The 15177-nt window shown below is 72.1% G+C and carries 13 protein-coding genes; 6 read left to right on the forward strand and 7 right to left on the reverse strand.

Annotation, left to right across the window (positions count from 1 at the left end; all coding sequences use genetic code 11):
• Positions 1-143: 143 nt before the first annotated feature.
• From ACFVGS_RS26700 to ACFVGS_RS26715, 4 genes are all read right to left on the reverse strand, one after another.
• Positions 144-1190, reverse strand: coding sequence for a S1C family serine protease (locus tag ACFVGS_RS26700; RefSeq protein WP_385694007.1), 1047 nt, complete (start codon positions 1188-1190; stop codon positions 144-146).
• Between the two features lie 104 nt (positions 1191-1294).
• On the reverse strand, positions 1295-3112 hold the full coding sequence (locus tag ACFVGS_RS26705; RefSeq protein WP_385694070.1) for an ABC transporter ATP-binding protein: 1818 nt from the start codon (positions 3110-3112) through the stop codon (positions 1295-1297).
• A 73-nt stretch (positions 3113-3185) separates the two neighbouring features.
• Positions 3186-3962, reverse strand: a complete 777-nt coding sequence (locus ACFVGS_RS26710) for a class I SAM-dependent methyltransferase (RefSeq protein WP_385694010.1) — start codon at positions 3960-3962, stop codon at positions 3186-3188.
• A 26-nt stretch (positions 3963-3988) separates the two neighbouring features.
• Positions 3989-4591: a DUF3043 domain-containing protein gene (locus ACFVGS_RS26715; protein ID WP_384421531.1), complete on the reverse strand. Its 603-nt coding sequence runs from the start codon at positions 4589-4591 to the stop codon at positions 3989-3991.
• 259 nt (positions 4592-4850) lie between these two features.
• Here ACFVGS_RS26715 and ACFVGS_RS26720 point away from each other — a divergent pair, with 259 nt between their 5' ends.
• From ACFVGS_RS26720 to ACFVGS_RS26740, 5 genes are all read left to right on the forward strand, one after another.
• Entirely contained in the window at positions 4851-5645 is a 795-nt protein-coding gene (locus tag ACFVGS_RS26720; protein ID WP_385694013.1) for a PspA/IM30 family protein, read from the forward strand.
• A gap of 26 nt (positions 5646-5671) precedes the next feature.
• Positions 5672-5950 (forward strand): hypothetical protein, encoded by a 279-nt coding sequence (locus ACFVGS_RS26725; protein WP_384421535.1) that lies wholly within the window; start codon positions 5672-5674, stop codon positions 5948-5950.
• A gap of 79 nt (positions 5951-6029) precedes the next feature.
• Complete coding sequence (locus ACFVGS_RS26730) at positions 6030-7271, forward strand: sensor histidine kinase (RefSeq protein ID WP_384421536.1); 1242 nt, start codon at positions 6030-6032, stop codon at positions 7269-7271.
• Positions 7268-7972 (forward strand): response regulator, encoded by a 705-nt coding sequence (locus ACFVGS_RS26735; RefSeq protein ID WP_384421537.1) that lies wholly within the window; start codon positions 7268-7270, stop codon positions 7970-7972. Before ACFVGS_RS26730 ends, ACFVGS_RS26735 begins: the two co-directional genes overlap by 4 nt.
• Before the next feature lie 160 nt (positions 7973-8132).
• The gene (locus ACFVGS_RS26740) at positions 8133-11252 is read left to right on the forward strand and encodes an efflux RND transporter permease subunit (protein WP_385694017.1); all 3120 of its coding nucleotides are present in this window, start codon (positions 8133-8135) and stop codon (positions 11250-11252) included.
• 75 nt (positions 11253-11327) lie between these two features.
• Here the strand turns inward: ACFVGS_RS26740 and nadA are convergent, their stop codons facing one another.
• Entirely contained in the window at positions 11328-12515 is a 1188-nt protein-coding gene (gene nadA, locus ACFVGS_RS26745; RefSeq protein WP_384421541.1) for a quinolinate synthase NadA, read from the reverse strand.
• Positions 12516-12784: 269 nt separating this feature from the next.
• On the opposite strand from nadA, the gene ACFVGS_RS26750 reads away from it, so the two are divergent.
• A complete protein-coding gene (locus tag ACFVGS_RS26750; protein WP_019885637.1) occupies positions 12785-13141 on the forward strand; it encodes an iron-sulfur cluster assembly accessory protein in 357 nt (118 codons plus the stop codon).
• A 95-nt stretch (positions 13142-13236) separates the two neighbouring features.
• Here the strand turns inward: ACFVGS_RS26750 and ACFVGS_RS26755 are convergent, their stop codons facing one another.
• The gene (locus ACFVGS_RS26755) at positions 13237-14757 is read right to left on the reverse strand and encodes a hypothetical protein (protein ID WP_385694021.1); all 1521 of its coding nucleotides are present in this window, start codon (positions 14755-14757) and stop codon (positions 13237-13239) included.
• 103 nt (positions 14758-14860) lie between these two features.
• Entirely contained in the window at positions 14861-15067 is a 207-nt protein-coding gene (locus ACFVGS_RS26760; RefSeq protein ID WP_384421545.1) for a hypothetical protein, read from the reverse strand.
• Positions 15068-15177 lie beyond the last annotated feature (110 nt).

Below are 15177 nucleotides of genomic sequence, written 5' to 3' on the forward strand. Positions count from 1 at the left end.
CACACCCACACCGCCCCCCCCCTCTTGTTCTTGGTGGTGCGGGGGGGGCTTTTTTTTAAACACCACCCCGTCCCCCCCCCCGGCGGGGGGGGCCGCCCCCCCCCGCCCCCCCCGCCGCCCGGTCAGGATCCGGAAGGGACGGCCTAGATCTCGCCGAGGGTGACCTCGGCCTTGTCCTCCCGGGTGCCCCGGGTGAACACCATCGTCACCTTCTCGCCCGGCTCACGCGCCGCCAGCGACTCCGACAGCGACGTGATCGTCGTGATCGGGTCGTCGCCCAGCCTGGTGATGACGTCACCGGCCCTCAGCCCGGCCCTGGCCGCCGCCCCGCCCGGCTGCGCCTCGACGATCGCGACGCCCGCCGGCTCGTAGGCGTCGTCCAGGACCGTGCGGCCCGTGATGTTGAGCGCCGCCCGGCCCGAGTCCGTCACCTTGCCCGTCGCGATGATCTGGTCGGCCACCGTCCGCACCATCGACGCCGGGATCGCGAAGCCGATGCCCGGTGCCGAACCGCCGCCCAGCTCCGGGTTGGTGGCCGCCAGCGTCGGGATGCCGATGACCTCGCTGTCCAGGTTCACCAGCGCGCCGCCGCTGTTGCCCGGATTGATCGCGGCCGAGGTCTGCACCATGTTGCCGATCGTCGCGCCGGTCCCGCCGCCCGTGCGGCCCTCGCTGACGGTGCGTCCGGTCGCCGAGACGATGCCCTGGGTGACGCTCCCGGACAGGCCCAGGGGCGAGCCCATCGCCAGCACGATCTGGCCCATGTCGACCTTCGCCGAGTCGCCGAACCTCGCCGCCTTCAGGCCCTGCGGCACGCTGTCCAGCCGGATCACCGCGAGGTCCTGCTCGGGATAGGCCGACACCAGCCGCGCCGTCACCGGCTGCCCGCCCGTGGCCGCCGTGACCCTGAAGACCCGCTCCCCGCCGACCACGTGCGCGTTGGTGACGACGTGGCCCTTCCCGTCGTAGACGACACCCGAACCCAGGCTTTCCGACGCGTCGATCTGGACGACCGACGGCAGCACGTTCCTGATCACCGACCGGTAGTCGTCCTGGAGCTCGTTGGCGGCGAGCGGGACGGCGGCCGCCTGGGTGGACCGCTCGGCCCGGGGCGCCGGCCCCGCCGAACAGCCGCCGAGCAGGGCGACGGCGCAGGTCCCGGCGGCGAGGGGAAGCAGGAGACGTCTCATGACCGAAGTCTCGGCGCCCCCGGAACCCGGCGCCTCGGTGAAGTCGCCCGATCAGGGGGAGGGGATCCCGCCGCCCCGGACGTCGCCGCTGCCGGGATGCCCGGTCAGGCCGTCCCCACCCGCGTCCCCTCCGCCGCCGCCTCCGCCGCCAGGAACTGGGTCGCCGCCAGCTCCCCGTACAGCTCGTCGCCCGCCACCAGCTCCGCGTGCGTCCCCACCGCCCGTACCCGGCCGGCCTCCATCACGACGATCCGGTCCGCCATCGTCACCGTCGACAGCCGGTGCGCCACGACCAGGACCGTCACGTCCCTGGCCACCTCGGCCACCACGTCCCGCAGCGCCAGCTCGTTCACCGCGTCCAGCTGGGAGGTGGCCTCGTCGAGCAGCAGCAGCCGCGGCTTGCGCAGGAGCGCCCTCGCGACGGCGACCCGCTGCCGCTCGCCGCCCGACAGCTTGGAGCCGCGGTGGCCCACGACGGTGTCGAGCCCCTCCGGCAGCCGTTCCACCAGACCGTCGAGCCTGGCCCGTACGAGCACCTGCCGGATCTCCTCCTCGGTGGCGTCCGGCGCGGCGAAGGTCAGGTTCTCGCGGAGGGTTCCGGACAGGACGGGCGCGTCCTGCTCCACGTACCCGATGGAGGCCCGCAGTTCGGCGAGCGGCCAGTCCCGTACGTCGCGTCCGTCGACCAGGACCCGGCCGCCGGTCGCCTCGTAGAAGCGCTCGATCAGCCCGAACACCGTCGTCTTGCCCGCCCCGGACGGTCCCACGAACGCGGTCATGCCCCGGCCGGGGACCTCGAAGGAGACGCCGTGGTGGACCGCCGGCAGGTCGTCCCGGTACCGGAAGGCGACGTCGTCGAAGACGACCGAGGCGGCCCCGCCGCCCGCGGCCCGGCCCTCCCGCCCGGCGCCCGCAGCCTTCGGGGCCTCCCCGGTCTCCTCGACCTCCAGCGCCTCCGCCTCCAGGATCCGCGACACCGCCGCCGAGCCCACCTGGAACTGGGTCGCCGCCTCCACCAGCTTCGACACCGGCTCGATCAGGTAGAAGAGGAACAGCAGGAAGGCGATCAGCGACGAGACCGTCGTCGCTCCCGACGCCACCCGCGCGCCGCCGATGCCCAGCACGGCGAGGAACGACACCTGTACGGCGAGGCCGATCGACGACCCGGCGAGCGACTGCCACTTCGCCGACTTCACGCCGTGCCGCCAGGCCCGTTCGGCCGCCGCTTCCACGACGGCCGTCTCGCGGGCCTCCGCGCCCGACGCCTTGATCGTGCGGAAGGCGCCGAAGGCCCGCTCCAAAACCGTGGAGATCTCTCCGACCGCCTCCTGCGAGCGCCGGGTCGCTGCCGCGATCCGCGGCATGAGCAGCGCGACCGCGCCGCCGATCACCACGATCACGCCGAGCGTGACGCCCAGCAGGACCGGGTCCATGAAGCCCATGAGGACGAGCGTGGCGACGAAGGAGAGCCCGCCGGTGGCCGCCGACACCACGGACTGGGTGGTGACGGCGCGCAGCAGGGTGGTGTCGGAGGTGATCCGGGACATCAGGTCGCCGGGCTGGGTCTTCTCGACCTCCGGCAGCCGCAGCCGCAGCAGCCGCCCGATCAGCGAGCGCCGGGCGGCGAGCACCACGGACTCGGCGGTGCGCTCCAGGACGTACGAGCCGAGCGCCTCGACCGCCGTGCCGAACACCACGAGGGCGGTGAGCGCGAGCAGGACGGCGGCGATCGGTTCGTCCTGTCCCAGCCGGTCCACCAGCGCCTTCGCGGCGAGCGGCTGGGCGAGGCCGCTCGCCGCGCCGATCAGCGCGAGCAGCGCGCCCAGCGCGACGGCGGCCCGGTGCGGGCGGAAGTGCGCGTAGAGGGCGCGCCGGACCAGACGGGCGGGTACGGCGGTGGCGGGCCCGGAGGCCGGTTCGATGGCGGTCACACCGATCAGGACGCGTCCGCGTCCCGATCACCTGACCGCTGTCGGCCGGCCTTCGGCCGCCGGCTCAGCCGCGGACCCCGCAGAGATGCAGCAGTCCGGCGATCCGGCGGTACGGGTCCGTGCGGCCGGCGCGGTCCTCGGCGGCCAGAAGGCGTTCCAGTTCGTCGGCGGCCGGGAGACCGACGTCGCCGCGAAGGCCGTCGGTGAAGACGTGCACGCCGTACCAGGCGTGCAGCGGCGCCGCGATGCCGGCGAGGGTCGACGTGAGCGCGTCCAGGCGGTCGGCCCGTACCTTCGCGCCGCTCCCGTCGGCGTAGACGTCCGCGTCGAAGCCGGCGAGCGCGCCCGCCCAGTCCCCGGCGAGGCCCGGCCGCATGGCCAGCGCCTCCGCGTTCCGTACCACCAGGGACAGCAGACCGCCGGGCGCCAGCATCCGGGCCAGGCCCGCGAGCAGCGCGTCCGGTTCGTCGGCGTGCAGGAGCACGCCGTGGCACAGGACGACGTCGAAGCTGCCGGGCAGGAAGTGCACCCCGGTCTCGCGCCCGTCGCCCTCGATCAGCCGGACCCGCTCGCGGATGCCGGCGGGTTCGGTCGCCAGCGACTCGCGCGCGGTCTTGAGCAGCTCGGGATCGGCCTCCAGGCCGGTCACGGTGTGACCGGCGCGGGCCAGGCGCAGGGCCTGGGTGCCCTGGCCCATGCCCGCGTCGAGGATCCGAAGCCGCTGCCCCACCGGGTAGCGGGCGGCTATCTGCTCGTCGAGCTGGCGCGCGATCAGCTCCTGTCGGACGGTGTCGCGCAGTCCGCCGGGCACGGCGGACCAGGGGCCGACGACGGGCAGCACCTCACCCGTGGCCGATTCCTCCGCGCTCAGGGCCGCTCTCCGCGCTTGACCTGCGGCTTCGGCAGCCGCAGCCGGCGCATCTGGAGCGTGCGCATCAGGCCGTACGCGATCGCGCCGCGCTTCGACTCGTTCGGGAAGCGCTCGGCCAGCTGCTTGCGCAGCCGGAGCCAGATGCCGATCGAGTCGATGACGATCATGACGATGACACCGGCCCACAGCAGCAGCGAGATGTTCTGCAGCTGGCGGTTGGTGTTGCCGAACAGCGACAGGACCAGGATCACCACGGCCATCGGCAGGAAGAACTCCGCGACCGCGAAACGCGAGTCGACGAAGTCGCGGACGAACCGCCGCACCGGGCCCTTGTCACGGGCCGGCAGGAAACGCTCGTCACCGCTGTTCAGCGCCTCGCGCTGACGGGCCAGGTCCGCACGGCGGGCCTCGCGCTGACGCTTGGTGGCCTCCTTGCGGTCCAGCGGTGCTGACTGCGCCCGGCGGCGCTGGGTCTGGGCCTCGCTCCGCTTCGGGGTCGGGCGGCCCTTGGGGGCCTGCGGGTCGCGGGGCTGCTTGGAGAGGTCCGCCGTCACCTGGTCGGTGGGGGCCTTCTCATCCTTCGAACGGCTACGGAACACAAGGCCAAGGGTACGTGCTGCCAGGCATGGACCCCAGCACGGCCGGGAACGATCCGCTAACACCCTGCGTCTCCGCCTGCGGGGAACGGGGCGGCCAGGGGTCTCCCTACTCCCTGGGCCGGAGGTGCGGTGATCTCCACTCGTCCTTGGGGAGGAGCACATCGGGCCCCGAACAGTGCGGTAATGGAGAGAGGAACCGTACTGTGGTTCTTGTTGGAGTGCTGGAGCCGAGTCCGTCAGAAGGGGGCGCGCGAAGCCCATGAGCGGTGTGATGAAGCGTATGGGGATGATCTTCCGCGCGAAGGCAAACAAGGCCCTCGACCGGGCCGAGGATCCGCGCGAGACCCTCGATTACTCCTACCAGAAGCAGCTGGAGCTGCTGCAGAAGGTGCGCCGCGGCGTCGCCGACGTGGCGACCTCCCGCAAGCGGCTCGAACTGCAGCTGAACCAGCTCCAGGGCCAGTCCGCCAAGCTGGAGGACCAGGGCCGCAAGGCGCTGGCGCTCGGCCGCGAGGACCTGGCGCGCGAGGCGCTGTCCCGCCGGGCCGCGCTGCAGCAGCAGGTCAGTGACCTGGAGGTGCAGCACCAGACCCTGCAGGGCGAGGAGGAGAAGCTCACCCTCGCCGCGCAGCGGCTCCAGGCCAAGGTCGACGCCTTCCGCACGAAGAAGGAGACGATCAAGGCGACGTACACGGCCGCCCAGGCGCAGACCCGGATCGCCGAGTCGTTCTCCGGCATCTCGGAGGAGATGAGCGACGTCGGCCTGGCGATCCAGCGGGCCGAGGACAAGACCGCCCAGCTCCAGGCGCGGGCCGGCGCGATCGACGAGCTGCTCGCCTCGGGCGCCCTCGACGACCAGTCCGGTCTGGCCAAGGACGACATCCAGGCGGAGCTCGACCGGCTCTCCGGCGGTACGGACGTGGAGCTCGAGCTGCAGCGGATGAAGGCCGAGCTGGCCGGGGGCACCTCGGCGCAGCAGCAGGCCATCGAGGGCGGCAACGGCACCGCGCAGAACCAGAACCAGCAGCAGTCCCAGCCCCGTTTCGAGAAGTAACCCCTTCGGCACGAGGACGGCACGTCATGATCGTACGGATCATGGGGGAGGGCCAGCTCACGCTGGCGGACAGTCACTTCGCCGAGCTGAACAAGCTCGACGACGAGCTCCTGGAGGAGATGGACTCGGGCGACGAGGCGGGCTTCCGCCGCACGCTCCACGCCCTGCTCGACAAGGTCCGGGAGCTCGGCGAGCCGCTGCCCGACGACGCGCTGGAACCCTCCGAGCTGATCCTGCCCGCTCCTGACGCGACGCTCGACGAGGTCCGGGCGATGCTCTCCGACGACGGCCTCATCCCCGGCTGAGCGCTCCTTCCGATGCCCCGTTCCCCAGGGACGGGGCATCGGTGCGTCCGGGTCCCGCGACCCCGTACCGTCTTCTGCTGTGACGACCAACGGCACCCCGCTCGCGACCCCGCTCGCGCGGACCCGGCACCGGCTGCGGGCGCATCCTCTGGCCTTCGACGCGGGCCTGGCCCTCGTCGTGCTCGCGTGCATGGTCACCGGCTCCTTCACCGACCCGCACGGCAGCCCGGACGGGCCCACCTTCGGCGACCGGGTGCCCACCGCCTTCGGCGTGGTCCTGATGCTGCTCGGGGCCGCCGCGCTGGTGTTCCGGCGCCGGCAGCCCATCGCGGTGCTCGCGGCCACCACCCTCTTCTCCCTGGTCGCGCTGATCGGCGACGAACGCCCGGCCCCGGTCACCATGAGCGCCGTCGTGGCCCTCTTCACCGTCGCCTCCCGCACCGACCGGCCCACCACCTGGCGGCTCGGCCTGGCCACCATGACCGCGGTGACCTTCGCCGCCATGGTCTTCGGGCCGACGCCCTGGTACGCGCAGGAGAACCTGGGCGTCTTCGCCTGGACCGGGATGGCCGCGGCGGCCGGGGACGCGGTGCGCAGCCGCAGGGCCTTCGTGGACGCCATACGGGAGCGGGCCGAGCGCGCCGAGCGCAGCCGCGAGGAGGAGGCCCGGCGGCGGGTCGCGGAGGAACGGCTGCGGATCGCCCGCGACCTCCACGACGTGGTGGCCCACCACATCGCGCTGGTGAACGTGCAGGCCGGGGTCGCCGCGCACGTGATGGACAAGCGCCCCGACCAGGCCAAGGAGGCCCTGGCGCACGTGCGCACCGCCTCCCGTTCGGCGCTGGACGAGCTGCGTGCCACCGTCGGGCTGCTGCGCCAGTCGGGCGACCCGGAGGCTCCCACGGAGCCGGTGTCGGGCCTCGCCGTCCTCGACGACCTGCTGACCACCTTCCGCAACGCCGGGCTCCCGGTCGAGCTGGCCCGCACCGACGGCGGCGCCGCCCTGCCGGCGGCCGTCGACCTCGCCGCGTACCGGATCATCCAGGAGTCGCTCACCAACGTGCGCAAGCACGCGGGGCCCGAGGCGAGGGCGGAGGTCAGCGTGGTCCGGGTCGGCCGCACCGTCGAGATCACCGTCCTCGACGACGGCCCGCTGATCGCCGAACCCGTGCCCGGCGGCGGGCACGGCCTGGTCGGCATGCGCGAGCGGGTGACCGCCCTGGGCGGCACGCTGACCGCCGCACCCCGCTACGGAGGCGGCTTCCGGGTGCAGGCGATACTGCCCGTGACCGGCCGCACGGGGGAGGACGACGACACATGACGACCCACGAGGGCACGCCCATCAGGGTGCTGCTCGCCGACGACCAGGCCCTGCTGCGCAGCGCCTTCAAGGTCCTGGTCAACTCCGAGCCCGACATGGAGGTGGTCGCCGAGGCCGCCGACGGCGCCGAGGCGGTGGCCCTGGCCCGGGCCACCAAGGCGGACGTCGTCCTCATGGACATCCGGATGCCCGGCACCGACGGCCTGGCCGCCACCCGCCTGATCACCGCGGACCCCGAGCTGTCGGACGTACGGATCGTCATGCTGACCACCTTCGAGGTGGACGAGTACGTGGTGCAGTCGCTGCGCGCCGGGGCCTCCGGCTTCCTGGGCAAGGGCGCGGAGCCGGAGGAGCTGCTCGGCGCCATCCGCATCGCGCACGCGGGCGAGGCGCTGCTCTCGCCGGCCGCGACGAAGGGCCTGATCGCCACGTTCCTCGCGCAGGGCGGCGGCGCGGACGCGGGCCAGGAGGCCCCGGCCTACTCCGAGCGCCTGTCGGCGCTCACCGCCCGCGAGCGCGAGGTGCTCGTCCTGGTGGCGGGCGGCCACTCCAACGACGAGATCGCCGAGCGGCTCGACGTCAGCCCGCTCACCGTGAAGACCCATGTGAACCGGACCATGGCCAAGCTGGGCGCCCGCGACCGGGCCCAGCTGGTCGTCACGGCCTACGAGTCGGGGCTCGTACGTCCAAGGGTGGAGTGACCCCGGGGGCGGGCGTACTCCAGACGCGGTATGCGCGGCATAAGGAATTGGGCCCGGGGGCCGAGGATCGGGCCCTTCGCGTGGCTGATCGTATAAGCGGACACCCCTGGGGGCCCCTGAGGGTGTCCCGTCGCCGAGTACGCCACAGAAGAGAGTCCCCATGTCCTGGCTGTCCAGATTCAGCCTCGCGCAACGGGCCCTGATCGGGCTGATGTCCCTCGTCGCGCTCCTCTTCGGAGTGATCGCGATCCCGCAGCTGAAGCAGCAGCTGTTCCCCTCGATCGAGCTCCCGATGGTCTCGATCCTCGCCCCGTACCAGGGCGCCTCGCCCGACGTGGTCGAGAAGCAGGTGGTCCAGCCGATCGAGAACAACCTCAAGGCCGTCGACGGCATCAAGGGCATCACGTCCACCGCCTCCGAGGGCAGCGCCGTCATCATGGCCAGCTTCGACTACGGGGACGAGGGGACCAAGCAGCTCGTCGCCGACGTCCAGCAGGCCGTGAACCGGGCCCGGGCCACGCTGCCCGACTCGGTCGACCCGCAGGTGGTGGCCGGCTCCACCGACGACATCCCGACCGTCGTCCTCGCCGTCACCTCCGACAAGGACCAGCAGGCACTCGCCGACCAGCTGGAGCGGACCGTCGTCCCGGTCCTCGAGGACATCGACGGCGTCGCCCAGGTCACCGTCGACGGGGTGCAGGACCTCCAGGTCTCCGTCACGCCCGACGACCGCAGGCTCGCGGCGGCCGGCCTGAGCCCGGCGAAGCTCGCCGAGGCGATCAGGAACGGCGGCGGCACCATGCCCGCCGGCGCCTTCTCGGAGGCCGGCAAGAGCCGCACCGTCCAGGTCGGCGGCGGCTACACCTCGCTGAAGCAGATCGAGGACCTGCGGATCAAGCCCGAGAAGGGCAGGGCGGTCCGCCTCGGCGACGTCGCCACGGTCGAGCAGGAGGAGTCGCGCCGCGTCTCCGTCACCCGCACCAACGGCCGGCCCAGCCTCGCCGTGATGGCCACCATGGACAAGGACGGCAGCGCCGTCGCCATCTCCGACGCGGTCGAGGACAAGCTGCCGCAGCTGCGCAAGGACCTGGGCGCGGGCGCCGAGCTGACCGTGGTCTCCGACCAGGGCCCGGCCGTCGCCAAGTCGATCTCCGGCCTCACCACCGAGGGCGCGCTCGGCCTCGTCATGGCCGTCCTCGTCATCCTGGTCTTCCTCGCCTCGCTGCGCTCCACCCTGGTCACCGCGGTCTCCATCCCGCTGTCGGTCGTCCTCGCCCTGATCGTGCTGTGGACCCGCGACCTGTCGCTGAACGTGCTGACGCTCGGCGCGCTCACCATCGCCATCGGCCGGGTCGTCGACGACTCGATCGTGGTCCTGGAGAACATCAAGCGGCACCTCGGCTACGGCGAGGAGCGCCAGGCCGCGATCATCACGGCGGTCAGGGAGGTCGCCGGCGCGGTCACCTCCTCGACGCTCACCACCGTCGCCGTCTTCCTGCCGATCGGTCTGGTCGGCGGCATGATCGGCGAGCTCTTCGGCTCGTTCAGCCTGACCGTCACCGCCGCGCTCCTCGCGTCGCTGCTCGTCTCGCTCACGGTCGTGCCGGTCCTCTCGTACTGGTTCCTGCGCGCGCCCAAGGGCACCCCGGAGGACCCGGAGGAGGCCCGCAGGCTGGCCGAGGAGAAGGAGAACAGGAGCAGGCTGCAGCGCGCGTACGTGCCGGTGCTGCGGTTCGCGACCCGGCGCCGTCTCACCAGCGTGGCCATCGCCCTCGTGGTGCTCTTCGGCACCTTCGGGATGGGCGGCCTGCTCAAGACCAACTTCTTCGACCAGGGTGAGCAGCAGGTCCTGACGGTCAAGCAGAAGCTGGCGCCCGGCACCGCCCTCGGCGCCTCCGACGAGGCCGCGAAGAAGATCGAGAAGGTCCTCGCCGACACCGAGGGCGTCAAGGACTACCAGGTCACCGTCGGCTCCTCCGGCTTCATGGCGGCCTTCGGCGGCGGCACCGGCTCCAACCAGGCCTCCTTCCAGGTCACCCTGGAGGACTCCGCCTCGTACGAGAAGACCCGTGACGCGATCGACGCGGCGCTCGGCAGGCTCGACGGCATCGGCGACACCTCCATCGCGGCCGGTGACGGCTTCGGCAACCAGGACCTGAGCGTGGTCGTCAAGGCCGGCGACCCGGCGGTCCTGAAGAAGGCCTCCGAGCAGGTCAGGAACGCGGTGGCGGAGCTGAAGGACGTCAGGGACGTCCAGAGCGACCTGTCGCAGTCGGTGCCCCGGATCTCGGTGAAGGCCAACGAGAAGGCCGCCGACGCGGGCTTCGACGACACCACCCTCGGCATGGTCGTCTCCCAGGCCGTGCGTGGCATCCCGGCCGCCAAGGCGACCCTCGACGACACCGAGCGGGACGTCCTGATCACCTCGGCGAAGCCGGCCACCACCCTGGCCGACCTGAAGGCGCTGCCGCTCGGCCCGGTGAAGCTGGGCGACGTCGCCACCGTCGAGCTGGTGGCGGGCCCGGTCTCCATGACCCGGATCGACGGCGCCCGCGCGGCGACGATCACCGCCAAGCCGACCACCGACAACACCGGTGAGGTCAGCGCGGCCCTCCAGAAGAAGATCGACGGTCTCGACCTCCCGGACGGCGCCACCGCCACCATCGGCGGTGTCTCCGAGGACCAGGCCGAGGCGGCGAGCAGCATGGCCCTGGCGATGCTGGCGGCCGTCGCGATCGTCTTCATGCTCCTGGTCGCGACCTTCCGCTCGCTGGTCCAGCCGCTGATCCTGCTGGTCTCCATCCCGTTCGCGGCGACCGGCGCCATCGGCCTGCTCGTCGCGACGGGCACGCCCATGGGCGTGCCGGCGATGATCGGCATGCTGATGCTGATCGGCATCGTGGTCACCAACGCGATCGTCCTGATCGACCTGATCAACCAGTACCGGGCCCAGGGCCTGGGCGTGGTCGAAGCGGTGATCGAGGGCGGACGGCACCGGCTGCGCCCGATCCTGATGACGGCCCTGGCGACGATCTTCGCGCTGCTCCCGATGGCGCTCGGCATCACCGGCGAGGGCGGCTTCATCGCGAAGCCGCTGGCCGTGGTGGTGATCGGCGGTCTGATCACCTCGACGCTGCTGACCCTGCTGCTGGTCCCGACGCTCTACGCGATGGTGGAGCTCCGCAAGGAGCGCCGCGCGAAGAAGAAGGCGGCGAAGCGAGGGGCGAAGGCAGGCGACGCGCCGGTCCCGCCGCAGGCGAAGGAGCCGGCCGCGGTCTGATCCGCACGGCAGGCACGACGAAGGGGCGCCCCGCACACGCGGGGCGCCCCTTCCGTCTGTCCGTACGAGGAATCGTTACGGCAGCGCCAGCATCCGCTCCAGGGCGAGCTTGGCGAAGGACTCCGTCTCCTTGTCGACCTGGATCCGGTTGACCAGGTTGCCCTCGGCGAGGGACTCCAGGGTCCACACCAGGTGCGGCAGGTCGATCCGGTTCATGGTCGAGCAGAAGCAGACCGTCTTGTCGAGGAAGACGATCTCCTTGCCCTCGTCGGCGAAGCGGTTCGCCAGGCGGCGGACCAGGTTCAGCTCGGTGCCGATGGCCCACTTCGAGCCGGCCGGGGCCGCCTCCAGCGTCTTGATGATGTACTCCGTGGAGCCCACGTAGTCGGCGGCGGCCACGACCTCGTGCTTGCACTCGGGGTGGACGAGCACGTTGACGCCCGGGATGCGCTCGCGCACGTCGTTGACCGAGTCCAGGCTGAACCGGCCGTGCACCGAGCAGTGCCCGCGCCAAAGGATCATCTTCGCGCCGCGCAGCTCCTCGGCGGTCAGGCCGCCGTTCGGCTTGTGCGGGTTGTAGACCACGCAGTCGTCCAGCGACATGCCCATGTCGCGGACGGCCGTGTTGCGGCCCAGGTGCTGGTCCGGCAGGAAGAGCACCTTCTCGCCCTGCTCGAAGGCCCAGTCCAGGGCGCGCTTCGCGTTCGACGAGGTGCAGATGGTGCCGCCGTGCTTGCCGGTGAAGGCCTTGATGTCGGCGGAGGAGTTCATGTACGAGACGGGCACGACCTGCTCGGCTATGCCGGCCTCGGTGAGCACGTCCCAGCACTCGGCCACCTGCTCGGCGGTGGCCATGTCGGCCATCGAGCAGCCGGCGGCCAGGTCGGGCAGCACGACCTTCTGGTCGTCACCGGTCAGGATGTCCGCCGACTCGGCCATGAAGTGCACGCCGCAGAAGACGATGTACTCGGCCTCCGGCTTGGCGGCGGCGTCACGGGCGAGCTTGAAGGAGTCGCCGGTGACGTCGGCGAACTGGATGACCTCGTCGCGCTGGTAGTGGTGCCCGAGGACGAAGACCTTGTCCCCGAGCTTCTCCTTGGCGACGCGGGCGCGTTCCACCAGGTCGGGGTCGGACGGCGACGGCAGGTCGCCGGGGCACTCCACGCCACGCTCGCTCTTGGGGTCGGCCTCGCGGCCGAGCAGGAGAAGGGCGAGCGGCGTCGGCTGGACGTCCAGGGGCTGGGCGGTGGTCACGTCACGCACCCTTTCTACAGTGAGCCTCGTAAAGCCTTTTCGTCTAAATGACGCTATCTATCATAACCGGTTCACGTCACTTTGACGATGTCCATAGTGTCGATGTGACGAATTCGCCTCCCGCCTCTCCGGACGTACCGCGACTTCGCCTTCCCCGTCTCCGGGCGCGGTGTGCGAGCATGAAGGGGAAAGACACGCCTCGGCCCGGAATGAATCCGCGGCCCCGCCGGTTGCAACCGTCGGCAAGCAGTCTCCGTACCAACCCGGGAGAGAAGCAGATGTCCGTATCGGACGAGAAGACCACTGTCAGCGACGGCATCCTCCTGTCCGACGCCGCCGCGGCCAAGGTCAAGGCCCTGCTCGACCAGGAGGGCCGTGACGACCTGGCGCTGCGCGTCGCCGTTCAGCCCGGTGGCTGCTCCGGCCTGCGTTACCAGCTGTTCTTCGACGAGCGCTCGCTCGACGGCGACGTCGTCAAGGACTTCGGCGGCGTCAAGGTCGTCACCGACCGCATGAGCGCCCCGTACCTGGGCGGCGCCTCGATCGACTTCGTCGACACCATCGAGAAGCAGGGCTTCACGATCGACAACCCGAACGCCACGGGCTCCTGCGCCTGCGGCGACAGCTTCAGCTAAGCCCGCAGGTTTCGGCTGAGCCGTAGCACGCGTGAGGGCGGCACCCGGAGGTCCGGGTGCCGCCCTCACGCGCGTTCTCACGCGGTGCCGGACGTCTACTGCCGGGGCACCGCCTGGCTGCTGGCCCCGTCCACGACCGGCCGGTCACCCAGCGGCGCCTGGAGGGTCACCGTCTTCGTGATCTGCAGGGCGACCATGATGCAGGCCCTGCCCGGCTCGCGCGGCGTCTCCTTGATCCGCACCACGACCTGCCGCGGGCTCTCCTCCGCCGTCACCGCGTAGTCGGAGCACGCCCCGCCCCAGAAGGTCACCGACAGCTTCCGGCCACCGGCGTCCGTCGTGAACGAGGTGACCTGCCGCTCCGGCGCCGTCCCCTGGTCGGGCGCCGGCGTGGGGGTGGGCGAGGGCTTGGCCGGCGGGGTCAGATAGCGCGCGTCCACCGCCGTGCGCACCACCGTGTACGGCTCGGTCCCGGGCTTGGCCTGCGCCGTGAACAGCCACGCCGGCACGAGCACCTGCTCGCCGTCCACGTACTGCGCGGCCAGACCGAACACCGCGCCCGTCACCGTCACCTGCTCCGGCGGCGCCATGTCGACGATCGACTGGCAGGGCGCCTGCCCCGTCCCGCCCTCGGTCTTGCCGTCGCCCTCGGTCAGCGGCATGTCCCGGGGCTGGTCGGCCGTGCCGGCCGGCGGGTCCGTCGCGCAGCCCCCGATGCCGATCGGTCCGGTGCCCTTGGAGGCCTCGTTCAGCTCGGCGAGCGCCTTCTCCGCACCGACCACCGGATAGGTGTGGCCCTTCACGGGCTCCTTCAGGCGCCCGCTGCCGGCCGTCACCGAGCCGTCGGGGCCGATGTGGATCCCCGTGGACCAGCCGTACGTGGGCAGCCCGCCCACCACCGGGTCGGCGTTGACCACCCGCTCGGACCCGTTCATCACCTGGCTCGCGTCCACCTTGGCGTCGTCCTGGCCGATCGCCTTGAGCACCGGCGCGGCCGCCGCCTTCGCCGCGGCCTCGCTCACCGGTGAGCCGCCGGCCGGCGGCTTCGCCTCCCCGGGCGGAGGGCAGGCCTTGCCCTTGAGGCAGGTGTCGCCGACCGGGCCGCCGTCGTACCGGCTGAGCGTCCAGCTGCCCGGCGCCTTCGCCGACACGTCGAGGCGCAGCCCCGAGGCGTCCTTCTCCGGGGCGAGCCGCCACACCTCGCCGACCAGCTGCGGGGTGCCCGGGATCCCCAGGGCCTCGGCGAGCCGGGTCACCTCCGCCGAGGTGACCCGGCCCTCGGGCCGGTGGACCGCGGCCGAGGAGGGCCCATGGGGGAGCGGGCCCTTGGCTGTGTAGACGGTCCCGCTGGGGCCGCCGCCCGGGTCGGGCTCACCCGGCGCGATCCCCGGACCGCCGTCCGTCGTGCCGCCCAGGTTCAGCGGCGGGGGAGCGGCGGCCGTCTCCTCGGCGGCCTTCGCGCCTCCGCCGTCGCCCTGGGCCGTGGTGGCGTAGTACACGCCTCCGCCGCCCACGAGGAGCACTCCCGCCGCCACCGAGGCGACCAGAAGCGGTCCGCGCTTCCCGGGCCGGTTCTCCGTACTGCTGCTCACCGCGTGCTCCTCCAGACGTGGCATCCCTGCGGAAGGACACCCATGGGACGAGGGCGACGCGGTTCCGGTTCCCCGGTTGCTCCGGACCGGTGACGGCCGGTGGCGGACCGGCGGCTCCAGGGGTGTCTCAGACCCCGTACTCGGAGGTGGCGGCGATCAGTCTGGCCGACGCGGCCGGCACCTCGACGCCGTGGATCAGCGCGGGGGACACCGGTGCGGCCGCCGGACTTGACGGAGTCACCCAGTGCGGGGCCATCCGCGCGCCGTCCCCGCACAGCTCGGCGAGGCTGAAATCGGACTCCTGGGGCTCACGAGGAGCGGGGTACTCGGTCATGGCCGCACCGTACGCACGCTCCGGCTTCGGGGAAAAGCCCTACTCTGGGGTAGTTTCCGCTGTTCGGCTTCCGCACCCGCAGCCGGTAGCGTGAACTGTCATTGCCGTCC

Source organism: Streptomyces sp. NPDC127114 (assembly GCF_042677525.1).
Classification (GTDB): Bacteria; Actinomycetota; Actinomycetes; order Streptomycetales; family Streptomycetaceae; genus Streptomyces.

What these genes read in the sequence shown, in the direction of transcription:
- ACFVGS_RS26700 (WP_385694007.1), bottom strand. Translation starts at nt 1,190, where the DNA reads ATGAGACGTCTCCTGCTTCCCCTCGCCGCCGGGACCTGCGCCGTCGCC.
- ACFVGS_RS26720 (WP_385694013.1), top strand. Translation starts at nt 4,851, where the DNA reads ATGAGCGGTGTGATGAAGCGTATGGGGATGATCTTCCGCGCGAAGGCA.
- ACFVGS_RS26725 (WP_384421535.1), top strand. Translation starts at nt 5,672, where the DNA reads ATGATCGTACGGATCATGGGGGAGGGCCAGCTCACGCTGGCGGACAGT.
- ACFVGS_RS26735 (WP_384421537.1), top strand. Translation starts at nt 7,268, where the DNA reads ATGACGACCCACGAGGGCACGCCCATCAGGGTGCTGCTCGCCGACGAC.
- ACFVGS_RS26740 (WP_385694017.1), top strand. Translation starts at nt 8,133, where the DNA reads ATGTCCTGGCTGTCCAGATTCAGCCTCGCGCAACGGGCCCTGATCGGG.
- ACFVGS_RS26750 (WP_019885637.1), top strand. Translation starts at nt 12,785, where the DNA reads ATGTCCGTATCGGACGAGAAGACCACTGTCAGCGACGGCATCCTCCTG.
- ACFVGS_RS26755 (WP_385694021.1), bottom strand. Translation starts at nt 14,757, where the DNA reads ATGCCACGTCTGGAGGAGCACGCGGTGAGCAGCAGTACGGAGAACCGG.
- ACFVGS_RS26760 (WP_384421545.1), bottom strand. Translation starts at nt 15,067, where the DNA reads ATGACCGAGTACCCCGCTCCTCGTGAGCCCCAGGAGTCCGATTTCAGC.